This is a genomic window from Patescibacteria group bacterium (assembly GCA_041651355.1).
GTDB lineage: Bacteria > Patescibacteriota > Patescibacteriia > Patescibacteriales > UBA12465 > JAPLVX01.
The window spans coordinates 462,066-475,298 of record JBAZJK010000001.1 but is presented as its reverse complement, the minus strand read 5'-3'; the positions used below and the strand labels follow the sequence as shown (position 1 = coordinate 475,298).

The 13,233-nt window shown below is 43.3% G+C and carries 23 protein-coding genes and 1 pseudogene; all 24 read left to right on the top strand.

The window, feature by feature from the left end:
• The first annotated feature begins 9 nt into the window (after window positions 1-9).
• Window positions 10-336: pseudogene (gene rplV, locus WC441_02445) on the top strand (50S ribosomal protein L22).
• A gap of 216 nt (window positions 337-552) precedes the next feature.
• Complete coding sequence (gene rpsC / locus WC441_02440) at window positions 553-1,212, top strand: 30S ribosomal protein S3 (protein MFA5163368.1); 660 nt, start codon at window positions 553-555, stop codon at window positions 1,210-1,212.
• A gap of 25 nt (window positions 1,213-1,237) precedes the next feature.
• Entirely contained in the window at window positions 1,238-1,648 is a 411-nt protein-coding gene (rplP, locus tag WC441_02435; protein ID MFA5163367.1) for a 50S ribosomal protein L16, read from the top strand.
• A gap of 7 nt (window positions 1,649-1,655) precedes the next feature.
• Window positions 1,656-1,850, top strand: a complete 195-nt coding sequence (rpmC, locus tag WC441_02430; protein MFA5163366.1) for a 50S ribosomal protein L29 — start codon at window positions 1,656-1,658, stop codon at window positions 1,848-1,850.
• 12 nt (window positions 1,851-1,862) lie between these two features.
• Window positions 1,863-2,129, top strand: coding sequence for a 30S ribosomal protein S17 (rpsQ, locus tag WC441_02425; protein ID MFA5163365.1), 267 nt, complete (start codon window positions 1,863-1,865; stop codon window positions 2,127-2,129).
• A 6-nt stretch (window positions 2,130-2,135) separates the two neighbouring features.
• On the top strand, window positions 2,136-2,510 hold the full coding sequence (gene rplN / locus WC441_02420; protein ID MFA5163364.1) for a 50S ribosomal protein L14: 375 nt from the start codon (window positions 2,136-2,138) through the stop codon (window positions 2,508-2,510).
• A gap of 22 nt (window positions 2,511-2,532) precedes the next feature.
• Window positions 2,533-2,859 (top strand): 50S ribosomal protein L24, encoded by a 327-nt coding sequence (gene rplX, locus WC441_02415; GenBank protein ID MFA5163363.1) that lies wholly within the window; start codon window positions 2,533-2,535, stop codon window positions 2,857-2,859.
• A 22-nt stretch (window positions 2,860-2,881) separates the two neighbouring features.
• The gene (gene rplE / locus WC441_02410; protein ID MFA5163362.1) at window positions 2,882-3,427 is read left to right on the top strand and encodes a 50S ribosomal protein L5; all 546 of its coding nucleotides are present in this window, start codon (window positions 2,882-2,884) and stop codon (window positions 3,425-3,427) included.
• 17 nt (window positions 3,428-3,444) lie between these two features.
• The gene (locus tag WC441_02405; protein MFA5163361.1) at window positions 3,445-3,630 is read left to right on the top strand and encodes a type Z 30S ribosomal protein S14; all 186 of its coding nucleotides are present in this window, start codon (window positions 3,445-3,447) and stop codon (window positions 3,628-3,630) included.
• A gap of 35 nt (window positions 3,631-3,665) precedes the next feature.
• A complete protein-coding gene (gene rpsH, locus WC441_02400; GenBank protein ID MFA5163360.1) occupies window positions 3,666-4,076 on the top strand; it encodes a 30S ribosomal protein S8 in 411 nt (136 codons plus the stop codon).
• A 23-nt stretch (window positions 4,077-4,099) separates the two neighbouring features.
• Window positions 4,100-4,642 (top strand): 50S ribosomal protein L6, encoded by a 543-nt coding sequence (rplF, locus tag WC441_02395; protein MFA5163359.1) that lies wholly within the window; start codon window positions 4,100-4,102, stop codon window positions 4,640-4,642.
• A 19-nt stretch (window positions 4,643-4,661) separates the two neighbouring features.
• Window positions 4,662-5,018 carry a 50S ribosomal protein L18 gene (gene rplR / locus WC441_02390; GenBank protein MFA5163358.1) on the top strand — a complete coding sequence of 119 codons (357 nt, stop codon included), beginning with the start codon at window positions 4,662-4,664 and terminating at the stop codon, window positions 5,016-5,018.
• 19 nt (window positions 5,019-5,037) lie between these two features.
• On the top strand, window positions 5,038-5,658 hold the full coding sequence (locus WC441_02385; GenBank protein ID MFA5163357.1) for a 30S ribosomal protein S5: 621 nt from the start codon (window positions 5,038-5,040) through the stop codon (window positions 5,656-5,658).
• A gap of 13 nt (window positions 5,659-5,671) precedes the next feature.
• A complete protein-coding gene (gene rplO, locus WC441_02380) occupies window positions 5,672-6,088 on the top strand; it encodes a 50S ribosomal protein L15 (protein MFA5163356.1) in 417 nt (138 codons plus the stop codon).
• A gap of 35 nt (window positions 6,089-6,123) precedes the next feature.
• Complete coding sequence (gene secY, locus WC441_02375; protein ID MFA5163355.1) at window positions 6,124-7,395, top strand: preprotein translocase subunit SecY; 1,272 nt, start codon at window positions 6,124-6,126, stop codon at window positions 7,393-7,395.
• A gap of 56 nt (window positions 7,396-7,451) precedes the next feature.
• A complete protein-coding gene (locus WC441_02370) occupies window positions 7,452-7,673 on the top strand; it encodes a hypothetical protein (GenBank protein MFA5163354.1) in 222 nt (73 codons plus the stop codon).
• A gap of 76 nt (window positions 7,674-7,749) precedes the next feature.
• Window positions 7,750-8,049 carry a hypothetical protein gene (locus WC441_02365; protein MFA5163353.1) on the top strand — a complete coding sequence of 100 codons (300 nt, stop codon included), beginning with the start codon at window positions 7,750-7,752 and terminating at the stop codon, window positions 8,047-8,049.
• Between the two features lie 47 nt (window positions 8,050-8,096).
• The gene (locus tag WC441_02360) at window positions 8,097-8,534 is read left to right on the top strand and encodes a hypothetical protein (GenBank protein MFA5163352.1); all 438 of its coding nucleotides are present in this window, start codon (window positions 8,097-8,099) and stop codon (window positions 8,532-8,534) included.
• 1 nt (window position 8,535) lies between these two features.
• Window positions 8,536-9,453 carry a DUF475 domain-containing protein gene (locus tag WC441_02355; protein MFA5163351.1) on the top strand — a complete coding sequence of 306 codons (918 nt, stop codon included), beginning with the start codon at window positions 8,536-8,538 and terminating at the stop codon, window positions 9,451-9,453.
• Between the two features lie 3 nt (window positions 9,454-9,456).
• On the top strand, window positions 9,457-10,290 hold the full coding sequence (map, locus tag WC441_02350) for a type I methionyl aminopeptidase (GenBank protein MFA5163350.1): 834 nt from the start codon (window positions 9,457-9,459) through the stop codon (window positions 10,288-10,290).
• A gap of 4 nt (window positions 10,291-10,294) precedes the next feature.
• On the top strand, window positions 10,295-10,669 hold the full coding sequence (gene ruvX, locus WC441_02345) for a Holliday junction resolvase RuvX (GenBank protein MFA5163349.1): 375 nt from the start codon (window positions 10,295-10,297) through the stop codon (window positions 10,667-10,669).
• A gap of 12 nt (window positions 10,670-10,681) precedes the next feature.
• A complete protein-coding gene (gene recO / locus WC441_02340) occupies window positions 10,682-11,428 on the top strand; it encodes a DNA repair protein RecO (protein ID MFA5163348.1) in 747 nt (248 codons plus the stop codon).
• 191 nt (window positions 11,429-11,619) lie between these two features.
• Window positions 11,620-12,516 (top strand): DUF5671 domain-containing protein, encoded by an 897-nt coding sequence (locus WC441_02335; GenBank protein MFA5163347.1) that lies wholly within the window; start codon window positions 11,620-11,622, stop codon window positions 12,514-12,516.
• A 2-nt stretch (window positions 12,517-12,518) separates the two neighbouring features.
• A complete protein-coding gene (locus WC441_02330; GenBank protein MFA5163346.1) occupies window positions 12,519-13,232 on the top strand; it encodes a ScpA family protein in 714 nt (237 codons plus the stop codon).
• The last annotated feature ends 1 nt before the right edge of the window (window position 13,233 follow it).

Genomic DNA, 13,233 nt, shown 5'->3' with positions numbered 1-13,233 from the left:
AATAATTCTATGGAAATAAAAGCTAATTTGAATCATTTGCGAATGTCACCCCAGAAGGTACGCCTGGTGGCTGATTTGGTGCGCAAAGCTCCTTTGAGCACAGCTTTAGACCAATTGAAATTCATAAATAAGAAAGCGGCCGAACCCTTAGCTAAGGTTCTAAAATCAGCAGCTGCTAACGCGGTGAATACTTATGATTTGGATAAAAATAACCTATATATCAAGTCTTTGACAGTTGATGAAGGCGTTACTTTAAAGCGCTGGTTTCCCAGGGCTCACGGCCGAGCTACTTCTATCCGAAAGCGGGCCTGCCATATCCATGTTGTCTTAGATGAGATTAATCCTAGCGGCAAGAGTGCTAAGAAAGAAACTAAATTAGAAAAACCGGTTAAGCTTGAGAAAATCGCTAAAGAGGCTGAAAGCAAGATTAGCAAGAAAAGTCCTGCCAATAAAGCTAAAGCCGTTGAAGAAGGTGAAGCTAAAGGAGGTAAGGGCTTTGCTACCAAGGTTTTTCATCGCAAGAGCGGTTAATTGATTTAAATTTTTAATACTATGGGAAAAAAAGTAAATCCAAAAATATTCCGCATGGGGATCACTAAGAGCTGGGCGTCTACCTGGTTCGAATCGGGAACCGCTTATATCAAGAATGTTAAGCAGGATGTTTTGGTGAGAAAATATTTGATCAAAGAGTTCAAAGAAGCTGGGATCGACAAAGTGGAGATTGCCCGCGGTTTGAATAAGATTGAAGTCAGCTTATTTACCGCTAAGCCAGGCGTGCTCATCGGCCGTGGCGGCAATGGCGCCGAAGAACTGAAAAAGAAGATTCATGATAAATTTTTAAAGAATTTCCGTTTGTCAGAAATAAATTTGAATATCAAAGAAGTTAGTCGTCCGAATTTGAGTGCTCAGATATTAGTTCAATCGATGATTTTAGATATTGAAAAGAGAATGCCTTTTAGGAAAGTGATGAAGCAGACTATCGGCAAGGCGGAAAGAGCCGGAGCCCAGGGAGTGAAGGTGGTAATTGGCGGCCGTTTGAATGGTGCGGAAATCGCTCGGACCGAGAAATTAGTTTCAGGAAAAGTACCGCTTCACACCTTGCGAGCTGATATCGATTATGCTCGCGGAGCGGCCCATACTAGTTATGGCGCCATCGGTATCAAGGTATGGGTTTATCGCGGAGAAATCTTTAACCAAGAGAAGGAGAGCTAATTAAGAAAATTAAGATTACCAAAATATGTTAATGCCAAAGAAAACAAAACACCGCAAGGATCATAAGCGTCGCCAGGGCGGGAAAGCCAGCCGGATGCTTAATATTAGTTTTGGCAGTTATGGCTTAAAAAGCACTAGCGCTTGTTGGGTGACTTCCCGACAGATTGAAGCCGCTCGGCGCGTGATCACGAAATATATCAAGAAGGGTGGTAAGATGTGGATCAGAATCTTTCCTGATAAGCCGGTAACCGCCCATGGCGGAGAATTGCCGATGGGTAAAGGTAAAGGCGCGGTTGATCATTATGTAGTCGTCGTGAAGCCTGGCATGGTCATGTTTGAACTGGAAGGAGTAGACGCTAAGACCGCTAAAGAAGCTTTAGAGCTCGCCGCCTATAAATTGCCGGTAAAATGTAAATTCGTAAGCAAAGTAAGCTAATAAATATATGGATAGCCAAGAATTAAAAAGTAAAAGCTCCGCCGAACTTCAGGCCTTACTAAGCCTGGAGCAGGAGAAGCTGCGCGACTTGCGTTTTAAAGATTCTAATAAGCAATTAAAAAATGTCAGAGAGATCAGGAATGTCAAGAAATTGATCGCCCGGGTTTTTACGCAGCTAAAGGTTTCCTCTCTTAAAAAATAAGTTTTTAAAATTATGCCAGTTAAAAGTGAAGCCAAAATTGAAGCGCCAATCGTTATCCGCAAAAAATTCAGCGGCGTGGTTGTTAGTGACAAGAGCGATAAGACCATCGTAGTCAAAGTCGAGCGCGTCAAGATCAATCCGAAGTATAAGAAGCGCTACACCGTCAGCTCTCGCTATAAAGTTCATGATCCGAAAAATGAATTCAAGACCGGTGATAAGGTAACTTTTGTGGAATGCCGCCCTTTGAGCAAAGATAAGCGCTGGCGGGTTATTAAATAAAAACATATGATTCAAGTCCAAACATATTTAAAAGTAGCCGATAATTCCGGAGCTAAATTGATCCAGTGCATCAAGGTTTTGGGAGGTTATAAGCGCCGTTACGCTGGCGTGGGCGATATTATCGTCGGTGCAGTTAAAGAAGCGACTCCCCATGCTCCTATCAAGAAAAGCGACGTGGTTAAGGCCGTGATCGTGCGCACCAAGAAAGAGATTCGCCGGGTTGATGGCTCCTACGTCCGTTTCGATGATAACGCCTGTGTGATTATCACTGATAAGGAGAAGAAAGACCCGAAAGGTACCCGTATCTTTGGTCCGGTCGCTAGAGAAATCAGAAAAGCCGGTTTTGTGAAGATTGCTTCTTTAGCCCCAGAGGTCCTTTAAGCTTAAAAGCATTGGCAAATATATGAATATCAAAAAAAACGACAAAGTAAAAATATTATCTGGCAAAGACCGGGGCAAGACGGGCAAAGTTTTGCAAACCATCCCCAGTGAAGGCAAACTGAGCGTTGAAGGCTTGAACCTGTTAATTAAGCACTTACGTCCGCGTCGCCAAGGTGAGAAGGGTCAACGGATAGAATTTCCTTCTTTTATCGATGTTTCCAATGTCGCCTTGATTTGTCCGAAATGCGGCAAGGCTACCAGAGTCGCCCATAAATTCATCAATCAAGCCGAAGGCAAGAAGCCTAAAAAATACCGGGCTTGCAAAAAGTGCCAAGAGGTAATCGATTAAGCCAAGTCTAATCTTTCTATATATGAGATTAAAAGAAAAATATCAAAAACAAATATTACCAGAGCTGAAAAAGACTTTGGGCGTAAATAATAGTTTCTTAGTACCGCGTTTACAGAAAGTAGTGATTAACGTCGGTTTCGGTCGCCAAGCGAAAGAGAAGGAGCTAGTAGCAGCCGTAGAACAGGGGCTTATCAAGATTAGCGGCCAGAGGCCGGTTTTGACTAAAGCCAAGAAATCGATTTCCGCTTTCAAGATCAGAGAGGGCATGGTCATTGGTGCTATGGTGACCCTGCGCGGCCAGAGGATGTATGATTTTGTAGAAAAATTGATCAATATCACTTTTCCTCGCGTCCGCGATTTCCGCGGTATCAGCGAAAAATCAGTTGATAGAAATGGCAACTTGACGATCGGGGTTAAGGAAAGCTCTTCCTTCTTAGAAATAAAAGTGGAAGACGCTGATAACCTTTTCGGTTTGGAAGTCTGCTTGGCGACTAGTGCCCAAGACAGAAATTCCGGATTGGAATTCTTCCGTCTTTTAGGCATACCTTTTAAAAAGGATAATAAGTAATTAATTTTCATATTTGTATGGCAAGAACAGCCTTAATCGTTAAAGCAAAAAGAAAACCGAAATTTTCCACCCGTAAGATTAATCGGTGCTGGCGTTGCGGCCGTAACCACGGCTATATGCGCGCCTTTGATTTATGTCGTATTTGTTTTCGGGAATTAGCCGATAATGGAGATTTACCAGGAATCAAGAAGGCTAGCTGGTAATCTAAAATAATGTAAATTTTTAATTAATCAATATTATGACAGATCCAATCGCAGACATGTTTACGCGCATCCGGAATGCTGCCGCAGTCAAAAAGGCGGAGGTGGTTTTGCCGTTGAGCAAGGTGAAATTGGAAGTAGCCAAAATTTTAGCCCGCGAAGGCTGGATTAAAGAAGCGAACGTTGTTCCTGGCGGCTTGAATGGCGCGAGTAATAATTTTGACGAGCTCCGCTTAGTCTTGAAATATCACAAGAACGGACGTCCCCATATCACCTCGATCAAGCGCATCAGCAAACCCGGCCTGCGTATCTATGTTGATAAGGATAATATCCCTAGCGTTTTAAATAATCTAGGCATGGCAATTATTTCCACCTCATCCGGCTTGATGACTAATTTTGAAGCCAGACGCGCTAAAGTAGGTGGTGAAGTGATTGGCGAGATTTATTAATAAATAACTAAAGCAATAAAGATATGTCACGTTTAGGAAAATTACCCATTACTTTGCCCGCCGGTATCCAGGCTAAAATAGCCGACGGTTTTATCGTGGTCAAAGGCGCTAAGGGCGAATTGAAGCAAGCTCTGCATCCGGCTGTTAGTATTAATATCTCCGAGAGCGAAATCTCTGTCGTTAATAACCCTGCCTATAAGAATTCCGGAGCGTTATGGGGTTTATACAGGAGCTTGATCAATAATATGGTCTTAGGCTTAAGCCAGGGTTTTTCCAAAAAATTAGAAATCAACGGTGTCGGTTATCGGGCTAGCGTCAGCGGCCAGAAATTAACCTTGAATTTGGGCTTTTCCCATCCGGTGGAATTCATGTTGCCAGCTGGCATCAGTGCCGTCGTGGAAGCTAATACCATTACTTTGAGCGGAATCGATAAGAAATTAGTCGGTGAGACCGCCGCTCGTATCCGTAAGATCAGAAAGCCGGAGCCTTATAAGGGTAAAGGTGTCAAATACAGCGATGAAGTCATCCGCCGCAAAGCTGGTAAGGCTGCCGCTAAAGGCAAATAATATCAAATAAAATTTTCATATGAACAAGAGTATTCTAAAAAATAAGAAGACCGCTCGACGCCAAGCTAGGACTAGGTCTAAAATAAAGGGTACGGACCAGAAGCCTCGTCTCTGTGTCTTTCGTTCTAATGCGGGAATGTACCTGCAGCTGATTGATGATTTGAAAGCTATCACCCTCGTTAGCGCCCACAGTCGCGAGATTAAGGCCAAGACTGCCGGCAAGATCGAGCTCGCTTCGGCTTTAGGTAAGCTGCTAGCCCAAAAGGCGGCGGATAAGAAAATCAAGGCAGTCGTTTTCGATCGCGGTTCTTATAAATACCATGGCCGAGTCAAGGCGGCGGCTGAAGGCGCCAGAGAAGGCGGTTTGGAATTTTAATTAGTATAATTTATATCATATGGCAGACGATAAAAAAAATTTAGCAGTTGATACTAATGCCCAGGCCGCCAGCACCGTGGCTAAGGATATTTATGGCGATGGACAGAAAAAGAAAGGTCCCGCCCGTCCTTTTAAGCGCGGCGACCGTGGTCGTGAAGCTAACCGTGATGAATTCGAACAGAGGATTTTAGATATTGCTCGCGTGACTAGAGTTATGGCTGGAGGCAAAAGAATGAATTTCCGAGCTTGTGTAGCTATCGGTGATAAGAAAGGCAAGGTGGCTGTCGGCGTCGGCAAGGGCGCTGATGTCACTATGGCGGTCAACAAAGCTGTTAATCGGGCCAAGAAAGACATGATTACCGTGCCGATGGTAAAGGACACCATTCCTCATTCCATCTTCGAAGTCCAGGGGGCTGCTAGAATTCTATTCAAACCGGCTAGGAAGGGTAAGGGAGTCATCGCCGGTGGGGTTACCCGCGTCCTTTTAGAGTTAGCTGGAGTCAAGAATGCTACCAGTAAAGTCTTAGGTACTAATAATAAGATTAATAACGCCCGCTGTACGATCGAAGCTTTAAGGAAATTGAAAAAAGTAGAAGCCAAAGCCGATAAGGGTAAAGCGGAGGCCGAAGCAAGCAAATAATAATTTAGCCAATATGCTATCACTTAACTCTATTAAAAAATCTCAAGGTGCCAACCAGAAACGGAAACGGGTCGGCCGTGGTAACGCCTCTGGGCATGGGACCTATAGCACCCGAGGACTTAAAGGCCAAAAATCACGTTCGGGCGTCAGCGGCTTGAAGAAATTAGGCATGAAGAAACAGCTTTTGAAAATTCCTAAGTTGCGTGGTTTTAAATCAGTTTATCCCAAAAATCAGATTGTTAGCGTCAAGTCAATCAATGCTAATTTCAAGGATCAAGAATTGGTTAGCCCGGAAACTTTATTAGCTAAGAATATAATCTTAGATAAGGCTTTGCCGGTCAAGATTCTTGGTAAGGAAAAATTACTTGTCAAAGTAAAATTTGCTGGCGTCAAGATGTCCCAGGCGGTTAAAGGCCAACTCGCTCAGTAATTTTATAAATCAGCGAATAATTTTCGTTTAAATATATGTTTGCTAAAATCGAACAAATTTGGAAGGCCAAGGATTTACGGCGCAGCATCTTGTTTATCTTGGGGATACTCTTGGTTTTCCGTCTGGCGGCCCACATCCCGATTCCTGGTGTCAACGCGGTGGCTTTAAAGAACTTGTTCGCTTCTAACCAATTTTTAGGCTTATTAAATCTTTTTTCCGGCGGCGGCATGGATAATTTTTCTATTGTCATGATGGGCGTCGCCCCTTATATCACCGCTTCGATCATTTTCCAGCTTTTAGGTATGATCGTTCCGAAGATTGAAGAGATGCAGAAAGAGGAGGCTGGCCGCCAGAAAATAAATATGTGGACGCGCTATGCCACCGTTCCTTTAGCTTTAGTCCAAGCTTATGGCATGATTACCCTTTTACGCCGTTCTTCTTCTGGTATTTTGGGCAGCATCAGCCCCTTTGATTTCGGTTTGATGCTACTGACAATTACGACCGGCACTATGTTGCTAATGTGGTTTGGAGAACTTATTTCCGAGAAGAAGATCGGTAATGGTATTTCCATCCTTATCTTTGCTGGTATCGTCGCCGCGATTCCTCAAACTCTCAAACAATTAGCTCTGACCTTTGACCAGACTCAGCTTTTCCTTCTGCTCGGTTTTATCGTTATCGGTTTGATAACAATCGTGGGCGTAGTCATGATCAATGAAGCTCAGAGAAATATTCCGGTCCAATACGCTAGGCAAATTAGGGGTAACCGCGCTTTTGGCGGCACTAGCACCCATCTGCCTTTACGGGTTAATATGGCGGGCGTAATCCCGATTATCTTTGCGGTTTCCGTCGTCTTATTGCCGCCGATGATGGCTCAATTTTTCTTGCATGCCCGTACCGCCTGGATTGCTAATTTTTCTCAATGGGTGATCACCTTGTTCAATAACCAGCTTTTTTACGGCATCGCTTATTTCTTATTAGTTTTTATCTTTACCTATTTCTACACCGAAGTCGTTTTTCATCCGACTCAGATAGCGGAAAATTTACAGAAGCAGGGCGGGTTTATTCCGGGCATCAGGCCAGGAAAGCACACGAGTGATTACCTAGCTAACACTACTCACAAGATAATCCTGGTCGGTGCTTTATTCTTAGGCATCATCGCCATCTTGCCTCTGATCATGCGTTATTTCACCGGCATGCAGTCTTTGGCGGTCGGCGGTACGAGTCTTTTGATCGTCGTTTCAGTGGTAATCGAGACAGTCAAGCAGATAGAGTCGCAACTAACGATGCGCGAGTATGACGGCTTATAATTTAAAATAATAAATATTCAATTAATCAAGTAATCTATAACAAAAAAACCTAAATCATGTTTATAGACAGGGAAGAACACCTGAAACAATTGGTCATAAACGACATCGTCTCTATGCCCAAGCCCTTATCTCTGACTTTATTGGAGATTCTTAAAAACAAAGGAATAGCCCCTAAATCGCAAATCGTTAATGATATCCTGGTAAGGCTTAGCCTGCACCATCCAGTGATTAGGGTAAGGCGGGATTCACTCGGAGCTATTTGGGTCCACAGTGATTAATCGATTCGAGCTGGCTTAAAACCAGCTCTTTTTTTATTCAATATTTCTGCTATAATTTAAGTATAAAGCTACAAATATGGATATAAAAAGCGTATTCCAGAATGCTAAGAATCTGACAGATTACCAGATTGAACAGCATTTTGACGAGCTCTTGCGCAAGCAACCGAGTTTCCGGCATTTAAATGAGGCTAACCAATCTTTGATTTTGGACCTGGTGCATAAGTATAAGGATAAGATTAGGAAGGGGATTGGGGTCTCCGGCTATACCATTAGGGAGGATTCCTACCACCTGTATCAGAACCGCTTGAAACTTAATCTGACTCATCAGGATCTTGAGACTATCAAGGATATCTTGGAGAGCTTTAAGACAGACTAAGTTTTATGGCTGAGGCCATAGGTGCAAAGTCGTTAATATTTTTTATTATGATTAATCCGATTAACCCCTTGCCTTTAAATAATAATAATTATCGGCCACAGAGTCCCCCTATAAGCCATGGGCAGGGAGTCGACGGAGGCGTCGGTTTGAATCCTAATAAGCGCTTATCAGCTAAATCAAGCCGTTTAGACAGCTTGCCAGAGGTAGGTCATTTACGAGTTAGCGGTCCTAATTCTTTGCACAAAAGTTTACATCATTTAGTTTACCATAATCCAGAATTTGAAAATTTCGCCGATAATTTGCCGGACGTTGAAAAAGTCCTGTCTCGGAAAGATAATATGTTAAAAGTTAACCATTTAGGCGGGTTTAATCGCTTAGACCGCTTAAAGCTTATCCAACAACTTAGAAATAGCAGCTCCGTCCCCCTGACCAGAAATGATAAAAGCGATTTTAAAAAGATATTAAAGCATTTTTCACGTGATTAATATGGAAATTTTCGTCATCATCCTAGGTTTAATGGTCTTTGAGGTTATCAGTAGTATTGATAATGCTATTGTTAATGCTCACATCCTCAAGACGATGCCGCCGAAATTCCGGCGTTGGTTTTTAATTTGGGGCCTTCTGTTCGCCGTCTTCATTGTCCGTGGCGTCTTGCCGTTTTTAATCGTTTGGATCGCTAATCCAGCCCTAAGCCCAGGGGATATTTTCCGAGTCGCTTTTGCCGGCGGGGAAGCAGTGGAGAAGTCGCTCGCCGCCTCCAAGCCTCTATTGCTTTTAGGGGGCGGAGTTTATCTTTTTTTCGTTTTTTTAGCCTGGTTATTCTTGGAAGAGAAGAAATATGCTTTTTTCGTCGAAGGTTTTATCCACCGTCAGGGGGTCTGGTTCTATGCTTTCTCTTCCATTTTTTCCACCTTTATCATCTATTTATCTTTACAAGTAAATCCGATGTTAGCCTTAGCTTCGACCATCGGCATTTCTACCTTTTTCATTACTGATGGCTTTAAGCGCAACGCCGAAGAGAAAGAAAAGCAGCTGCTCAGCCCGCATATCAGCGCTTGGAGTAAGATCTTGTATCTAGAAGTCCTGGATGCCTCCTTTTCTATCGATGGCGTCATCGGTGCCTTCGCCTTCACCATGAGCGTACCCTTAATCATTATCGGCAACGGCTTAGGGGCTTTCGTCGTCCGAGAATTCACTATCCGCGGCTTGAATCTGATTGCTAAGTTCTCTTATCTGAAAAATGGCGCTATGTATTCCATCGGCATGTTGGGCATCTTAATGATCCTAGAGAGTTTCGGTAAAGAATATCCTTTCTGGGTGGCCCCGCTTAACACTGTCGTGCTATTAGGTATTTTCTTATTCCTGTCCATTAGAGCTAATAGGGAACTGAAGAGCGCTAATTAATCTATGATTTATTTCAAAAGCAAGGAAGAGATAAGGGTGATGCGGGCTGGGGGTAAAATCTTGGCTGGCATATTAAAGAGCTTGATCGAAGAGGTAAAGCCCGGTTTAGGTACGGCTGAACTGGAAGCTAAAGCCGCTCGGCTTATGGCCGAAGCTGGCGGCCGACCCGCTTTTAAGGATTATGACATGGGCGGAGGGATATTTTTTCCTTCCATCCTGTGCATTTCGATCAATGATGAAGTCGTCCATGGCGCCGCCTTGCCTAGTCGGATTTTAAATAGCGGCGATATTGTCGATATTGATTTAGGGATGGAATGGCCGGCTGATGATAAGCTGCGTTTGAAATTGGGAGCGCCGCGCAATCCCCATTCTCCTCTGGGCGGTTATTTTACCGATATGTGCGCGACCGTGGCCGTCGGCAAGATTAGCCGTGAAGCTAAGAAGTTGATCAAGGTAACCCATGATTGCTTATGGCTGGGGATAGAGCAGGCTAAAGCGGGCAATACTCTCAACGACATCGGCCGGGCAGTTCAGACTTTAGCTGAAAGCCACGGCTATGGCGTAGTGCGTGATTTAGTGGGGCACGGTGTCGGCCATTATGCCCATGAAGAGCCGAACGTTTGCAATTATGTTATACCTAATAATTCTCGAGACAATCTAGTTCTGCAACCCGGCATGGTTTTAGCGATCGAACCGATGATCAACCTGGGAAGCAGTCGGATTAAGATCGCTCCGAACCGCTTCACCATTATCAGTGCCGACAAGAGTTTGAGCGCTCATTTTGAGCATACCGTCGCTATTACCGACGCCGGGCCTGAAATTATAACTGCTTTATAATCATATGAAATATTTAGGGATCGATTGGGGGGAAAAAAGGATAGGTCTGGCCTTAGCTGATGAAGAAACCCGCTTGGCCTTACCCTTTAAGACTGTTGATAGCCTATGGGCGGTCCAGAAAGTAATCAGCGAAGAAGAGGTTGGGGTGATAGTCCTAGGCGTCCCTTTGAAACTGAGTGGCCAAGGCAAGCTTAACCAATTCTGGCAGGCGTTCAAGGATAATTTAGAAAAGCAAAGCAATTTGCCCTTAGCCCTAGTAGATGAAAGGTTAAGCAGTAAAGGAGCTGATGCTCTATTCGGCTCTGATAAGGTCAAAGCCGGAAGGGATGAGATCGCCGCCGCCGTTATTTTGCAGGATTTCTTAGATAAAAATGATTGATTAGCCAGTTTTATGGAAGAAGATTCAAAACTTACCAAAGCCATAGTTTTAAGCCGTCAGCCGAAGCATGAAGCCGATATGCAACTCCGGGTCTTTACCTGGAGTTTTGGTAAGCTGGATTTGGTGGCGCGCGGCTTGAGGCGCTCAGGCTCGAAATTAGCGGGTCATCTCGAACCTTTTAATTTATGCGAATTACTGATATTGCGGGGCCGTCACCATGATTATATAGCTAGCGCCTGGAGCCTCAACTCTTTCTATGATCTAAAGTCTGATTTAAATAAGGTTTATTTTGCCGGTCAAGCTCTTAAGCTCTTCGATCGCTTGGTAAGATCAAGCCAGGCCGATCCATCCTTGTTCATCTTGTTGGAAAGTTACTTAGAATCCTTATCCGGTGAAGACGATGGTTTGAGCCAAAGCTTGGGTCTCCTTTATTATAATTTTTTCCTAGCTAAGTTGCTGGCCATTTTGGGGACCAGCCCGGAGTTGGCAGTTTGCATCCAATCCGGGGAACTGATTACGCCCGGCCATAATTACCTTGATATTGAGCGCGGTGGTTTGCTCTGTTCGCGTTGTTTTCAAAGCATGGCTTCGCCTCCGGAAACAGTCTATAAGATAGGAGATAATGTCATTCGTCTATTACGTCTGGCCGTTGATTTCGAATTTGCTAATTTAAGGAAAATAGTTCTCAGTAGCCATGATTTAAAAGAATTAAATCGTTTGCTAAAATTGTTCTTAGAATATCATTATTCCGATTTTTAGGCTTATTTTCAAATAAAAATAAGCGACATTGAGAAGCGGATAAGCTTAGTTTTCGACAGTTTTTTTCTTGCTAAAATTTAGAAAATAAGCTAAAATATATTAGTAATTAAATAGCTAAGATTAGACAAATAATTCTTCAAATCACCAATTTGTCATTTTTTTGTTATTAAATAAAAATAAACTCAAATTTTATGAGTTCAAGACACAACGCTAAATATGCCTTTTATTACCTTTTATCTTTTGCGGCTTTAGTGTTTATGAGTATTTCTGTCGGCATGATCCTTTTCCAGATCATTGACAAGAACGTGCCGGATATTCTTAGTAGTTACGCCGGTGCTTCTAACTCGGCTTTAAAATTCGCGATTTCCTCACTGATTATTGCTACCCCGGTTTTCTATATTATTTCTCGTTTTATCTATCAAGGCTTGAAAAAGGGGGAGCTAGCTCCAGATGCCCCCTTGCGCCGCTGGCTGACTTATTTTATCCTGCTAGTTTCTTCCATCATAATCCTGGGAGTGATGATCGGTGTAATCAACAATTTCTTGTCCGGAGAACTGACTTGGCGTTTTGTCTTTAAAGCGCTTAGCATCTTTGTTCTAGCTTCTATCATCTTTTCTTTTTATTTTCTCGACCTCAGGCGTCAAGAGTTCAATCGTCCCAGTATTTTTTTCCAAATATATTTCTACCTTTCTCTCGTGATAGTCACAGCTGTTTTTATAGCCGCCTGGTTTTACGTGGAATCACCAAAAGTAGCGCGTGATAAGCTGTTCGATCGAGCGATTACTAGCAACATGTATAACATCGAGAGCGCGGTTAATGATTATTTCAGCCGCTATAAGAAACTGCCTGCTGATTTAGCCGAGTTAGAGAAGGAGGCCCGTTTTTCTCCTTTAAATCCTAGCGCCGAGAAGATAAGCTATAATAAGCTAAGCGAAGACAGTTTTGAATTATGTGCTAATTTTCGAACCGATAGCCGTGTAGATAACCAATCAACTTTTCTCTATGCGCCTATGACTAGCTTTGATAACCATCGAGCTGGTTATTGGTGTGGCATTCGTAATTTGACGGCGGCCGGATTTATCAAATAAGTATGATCGATTTTTCTACTGAAAAATTCCAGGGACCGCTCGGCTTACTCTTGCAGTTAATCGAGAAGGAAGAATTGGATATCACGGAAATAAATCTAGCCAAGATCGCGGACCAGTATGTCGAGCATCTGCAGAAGGCAAGCGATATCGATCCTGAAGAAATGGCTGATTTTTTAGTCTTAGCGGCTAAGCTGATGTTTATCAAATCGCGCGCTCTTTTGCCCTATCTAGCTAGCCAGGAGGATGAGGCTGAAATTAATGACCTTAAGGATCAGTTGCGGATGTATCAGGAATTTATCAAGGCGAGCGAGAAGATCGCCAATATTATCGCCCAGAACAATTTCCTTTATACGCCTGATTGGTCGAAAAATAAGAAGCGCTTGAGCTTACCAGATTTCTTGCCGCCCAGGAATTTGCAGGCGGAAGATTTACGAATTGAAATCTTGAAAATTATTAAGCGCTTAGAGCTGACTGAGACGAAATTGCCGGAGGCCAGTTTGGAAAGCAAAGTCAGTATCGAAGATATTATCGGTGCGGTTCGCTTAGCTTTGAGTAAAGAAATCAAGTTTAGCTTCAACAGCCTGATCTCCCGCGCTCGGAATAAGACCGAAGTGATCGTCAGTTTCTTAGCAGTTCTGGAATTAGCCAAACAGAGAGAGCTTCTCTTCGAGCAGGTCGAGCTATTTAGCGAGATTCATTTAATTAAGAATAATTAAT

Excerpts from the sequence above, each read along its gene's own strand:
- rpsC (MFA5163368.1), top strand. The coding sequence starts at position 553 with ATGGGAAAAAAAGTAAATCCAAAAATATTCCGCATGGGGATCACTAAG.
- rplP (MFA5163367.1), top strand. The coding sequence starts at position 1,238 with ATGTTAATGCCAAAGAAAACAAAACACCGCAAGGATCATAAGCGTCGC.
- rpmC (MFA5163366.1), top strand. The coding sequence starts at position 1,656 with ATGGATAGCCAAGAATTAAAAAGTAAAAGCTCCGCCGAACTTCAGGCC.
- rpsQ (MFA5163365.1), top strand. The coding sequence starts at position 1,863 with ATGCCAGTTAAAAGTGAAGCCAAAATTGAAGCGCCAATCGTTATCCGC.
- rplN (MFA5163364.1), top strand. The coding sequence starts at position 2,136 with ATGATTCAAGTCCAAACATATTTAAAAGTAGCCGATAATTCCGGAGCT.
- rplX (MFA5163363.1), top strand. The coding sequence starts at position 2,533 with ATGAATATCAAAAAAAACGACAAAGTAAAAATATTATCTGGCAAAGAC.
- rplE (MFA5163362.1), top strand. The coding sequence starts at position 2,882 with ATGAGATTAAAAGAAAAATATCAAAAACAAATATTACCAGAGCTGAAA.
- WC441_02405 (MFA5163361.1), top strand. The coding sequence starts at position 3,445 with ATGGCAAGAACAGCCTTAATCGTTAAAGCAAAAAGAAAACCGAAATTT.
- rpsH (MFA5163360.1), top strand. The coding sequence starts at position 3,666 with ATGACAGATCCAATCGCAGACATGTTTACGCGCATCCGGAATGCTGCC.
- rplF (MFA5163359.1), top strand. The coding sequence starts at position 4,100 with ATGTCACGTTTAGGAAAATTACCCATTACTTTGCCCGCCGGTATCCAG.
- rplR (MFA5163358.1), top strand. The coding sequence starts at position 4,662 with ATGAACAAGAGTATTCTAAAAAATAAGAAGACCGCTCGACGCCAAGCT.
- WC441_02385 (MFA5163357.1), top strand. The coding sequence starts at position 5,038 with ATGGCAGACGATAAAAAAAATTTAGCAGTTGATACTAATGCCCAGGCC.
- rplO (MFA5163356.1), top strand. The coding sequence starts at position 5,672 with ATGCTATCACTTAACTCTATTAAAAAATCTCAAGGTGCCAACCAGAAA.
- secY (MFA5163355.1), top strand. The coding sequence starts at position 6,124 with ATGTTTGCTAAAATCGAACAAATTTGGAAGGCCAAGGATTTACGGCGC.
- WC441_02370 (MFA5163354.1), top strand. The coding sequence starts at position 7,452 with ATGTTTATAGACAGGGAAGAACACCTGAAACAATTGGTCATAAACGAC.
- WC441_02365 (MFA5163353.1), top strand. The coding sequence starts at position 7,750 with ATGGATATAAAAAGCGTATTCCAGAATGCTAAGAATCTGACAGATTAC.
- WC441_02360 (MFA5163352.1), top strand. The coding sequence starts at position 8,097 with ATGATTAATCCGATTAACCCCTTGCCTTTAAATAATAATAATTATCGG.
- WC441_02355 (MFA5163351.1), top strand. The coding sequence starts at position 8,536 with ATGGAAATTTTCGTCATCATCCTAGGTTTAATGGTCTTTGAGGTTATC.
- map (MFA5163350.1), top strand. The coding sequence starts at position 9,457 with ATGATTTATTTCAAAAGCAAGGAAGAGATAAGGGTGATGCGGGCTGGG.
- ruvX (MFA5163349.1), top strand. The coding sequence starts at position 10,295 with ATGAAATATTTAGGGATCGATTGGGGGGAAAAAAGGATAGGTCTGGCC.
- recO (MFA5163348.1), top strand. The coding sequence starts at position 10,682 with ATGGAAGAAGATTCAAAACTTACCAAAGCCATAGTTTTAAGCCGTCAG.
- WC441_02335 (MFA5163347.1), top strand. The coding sequence starts at position 11,620 with ATGAGTTCAAGACACAACGCTAAATATGCCTTTTATTACCTTTTATCT.
- WC441_02330 (MFA5163346.1), top strand. The coding sequence starts at position 12,519 with ATGATCGATTTTTCTACTGAAAAATTCCAGGGACCGCTCGGCTTACTC.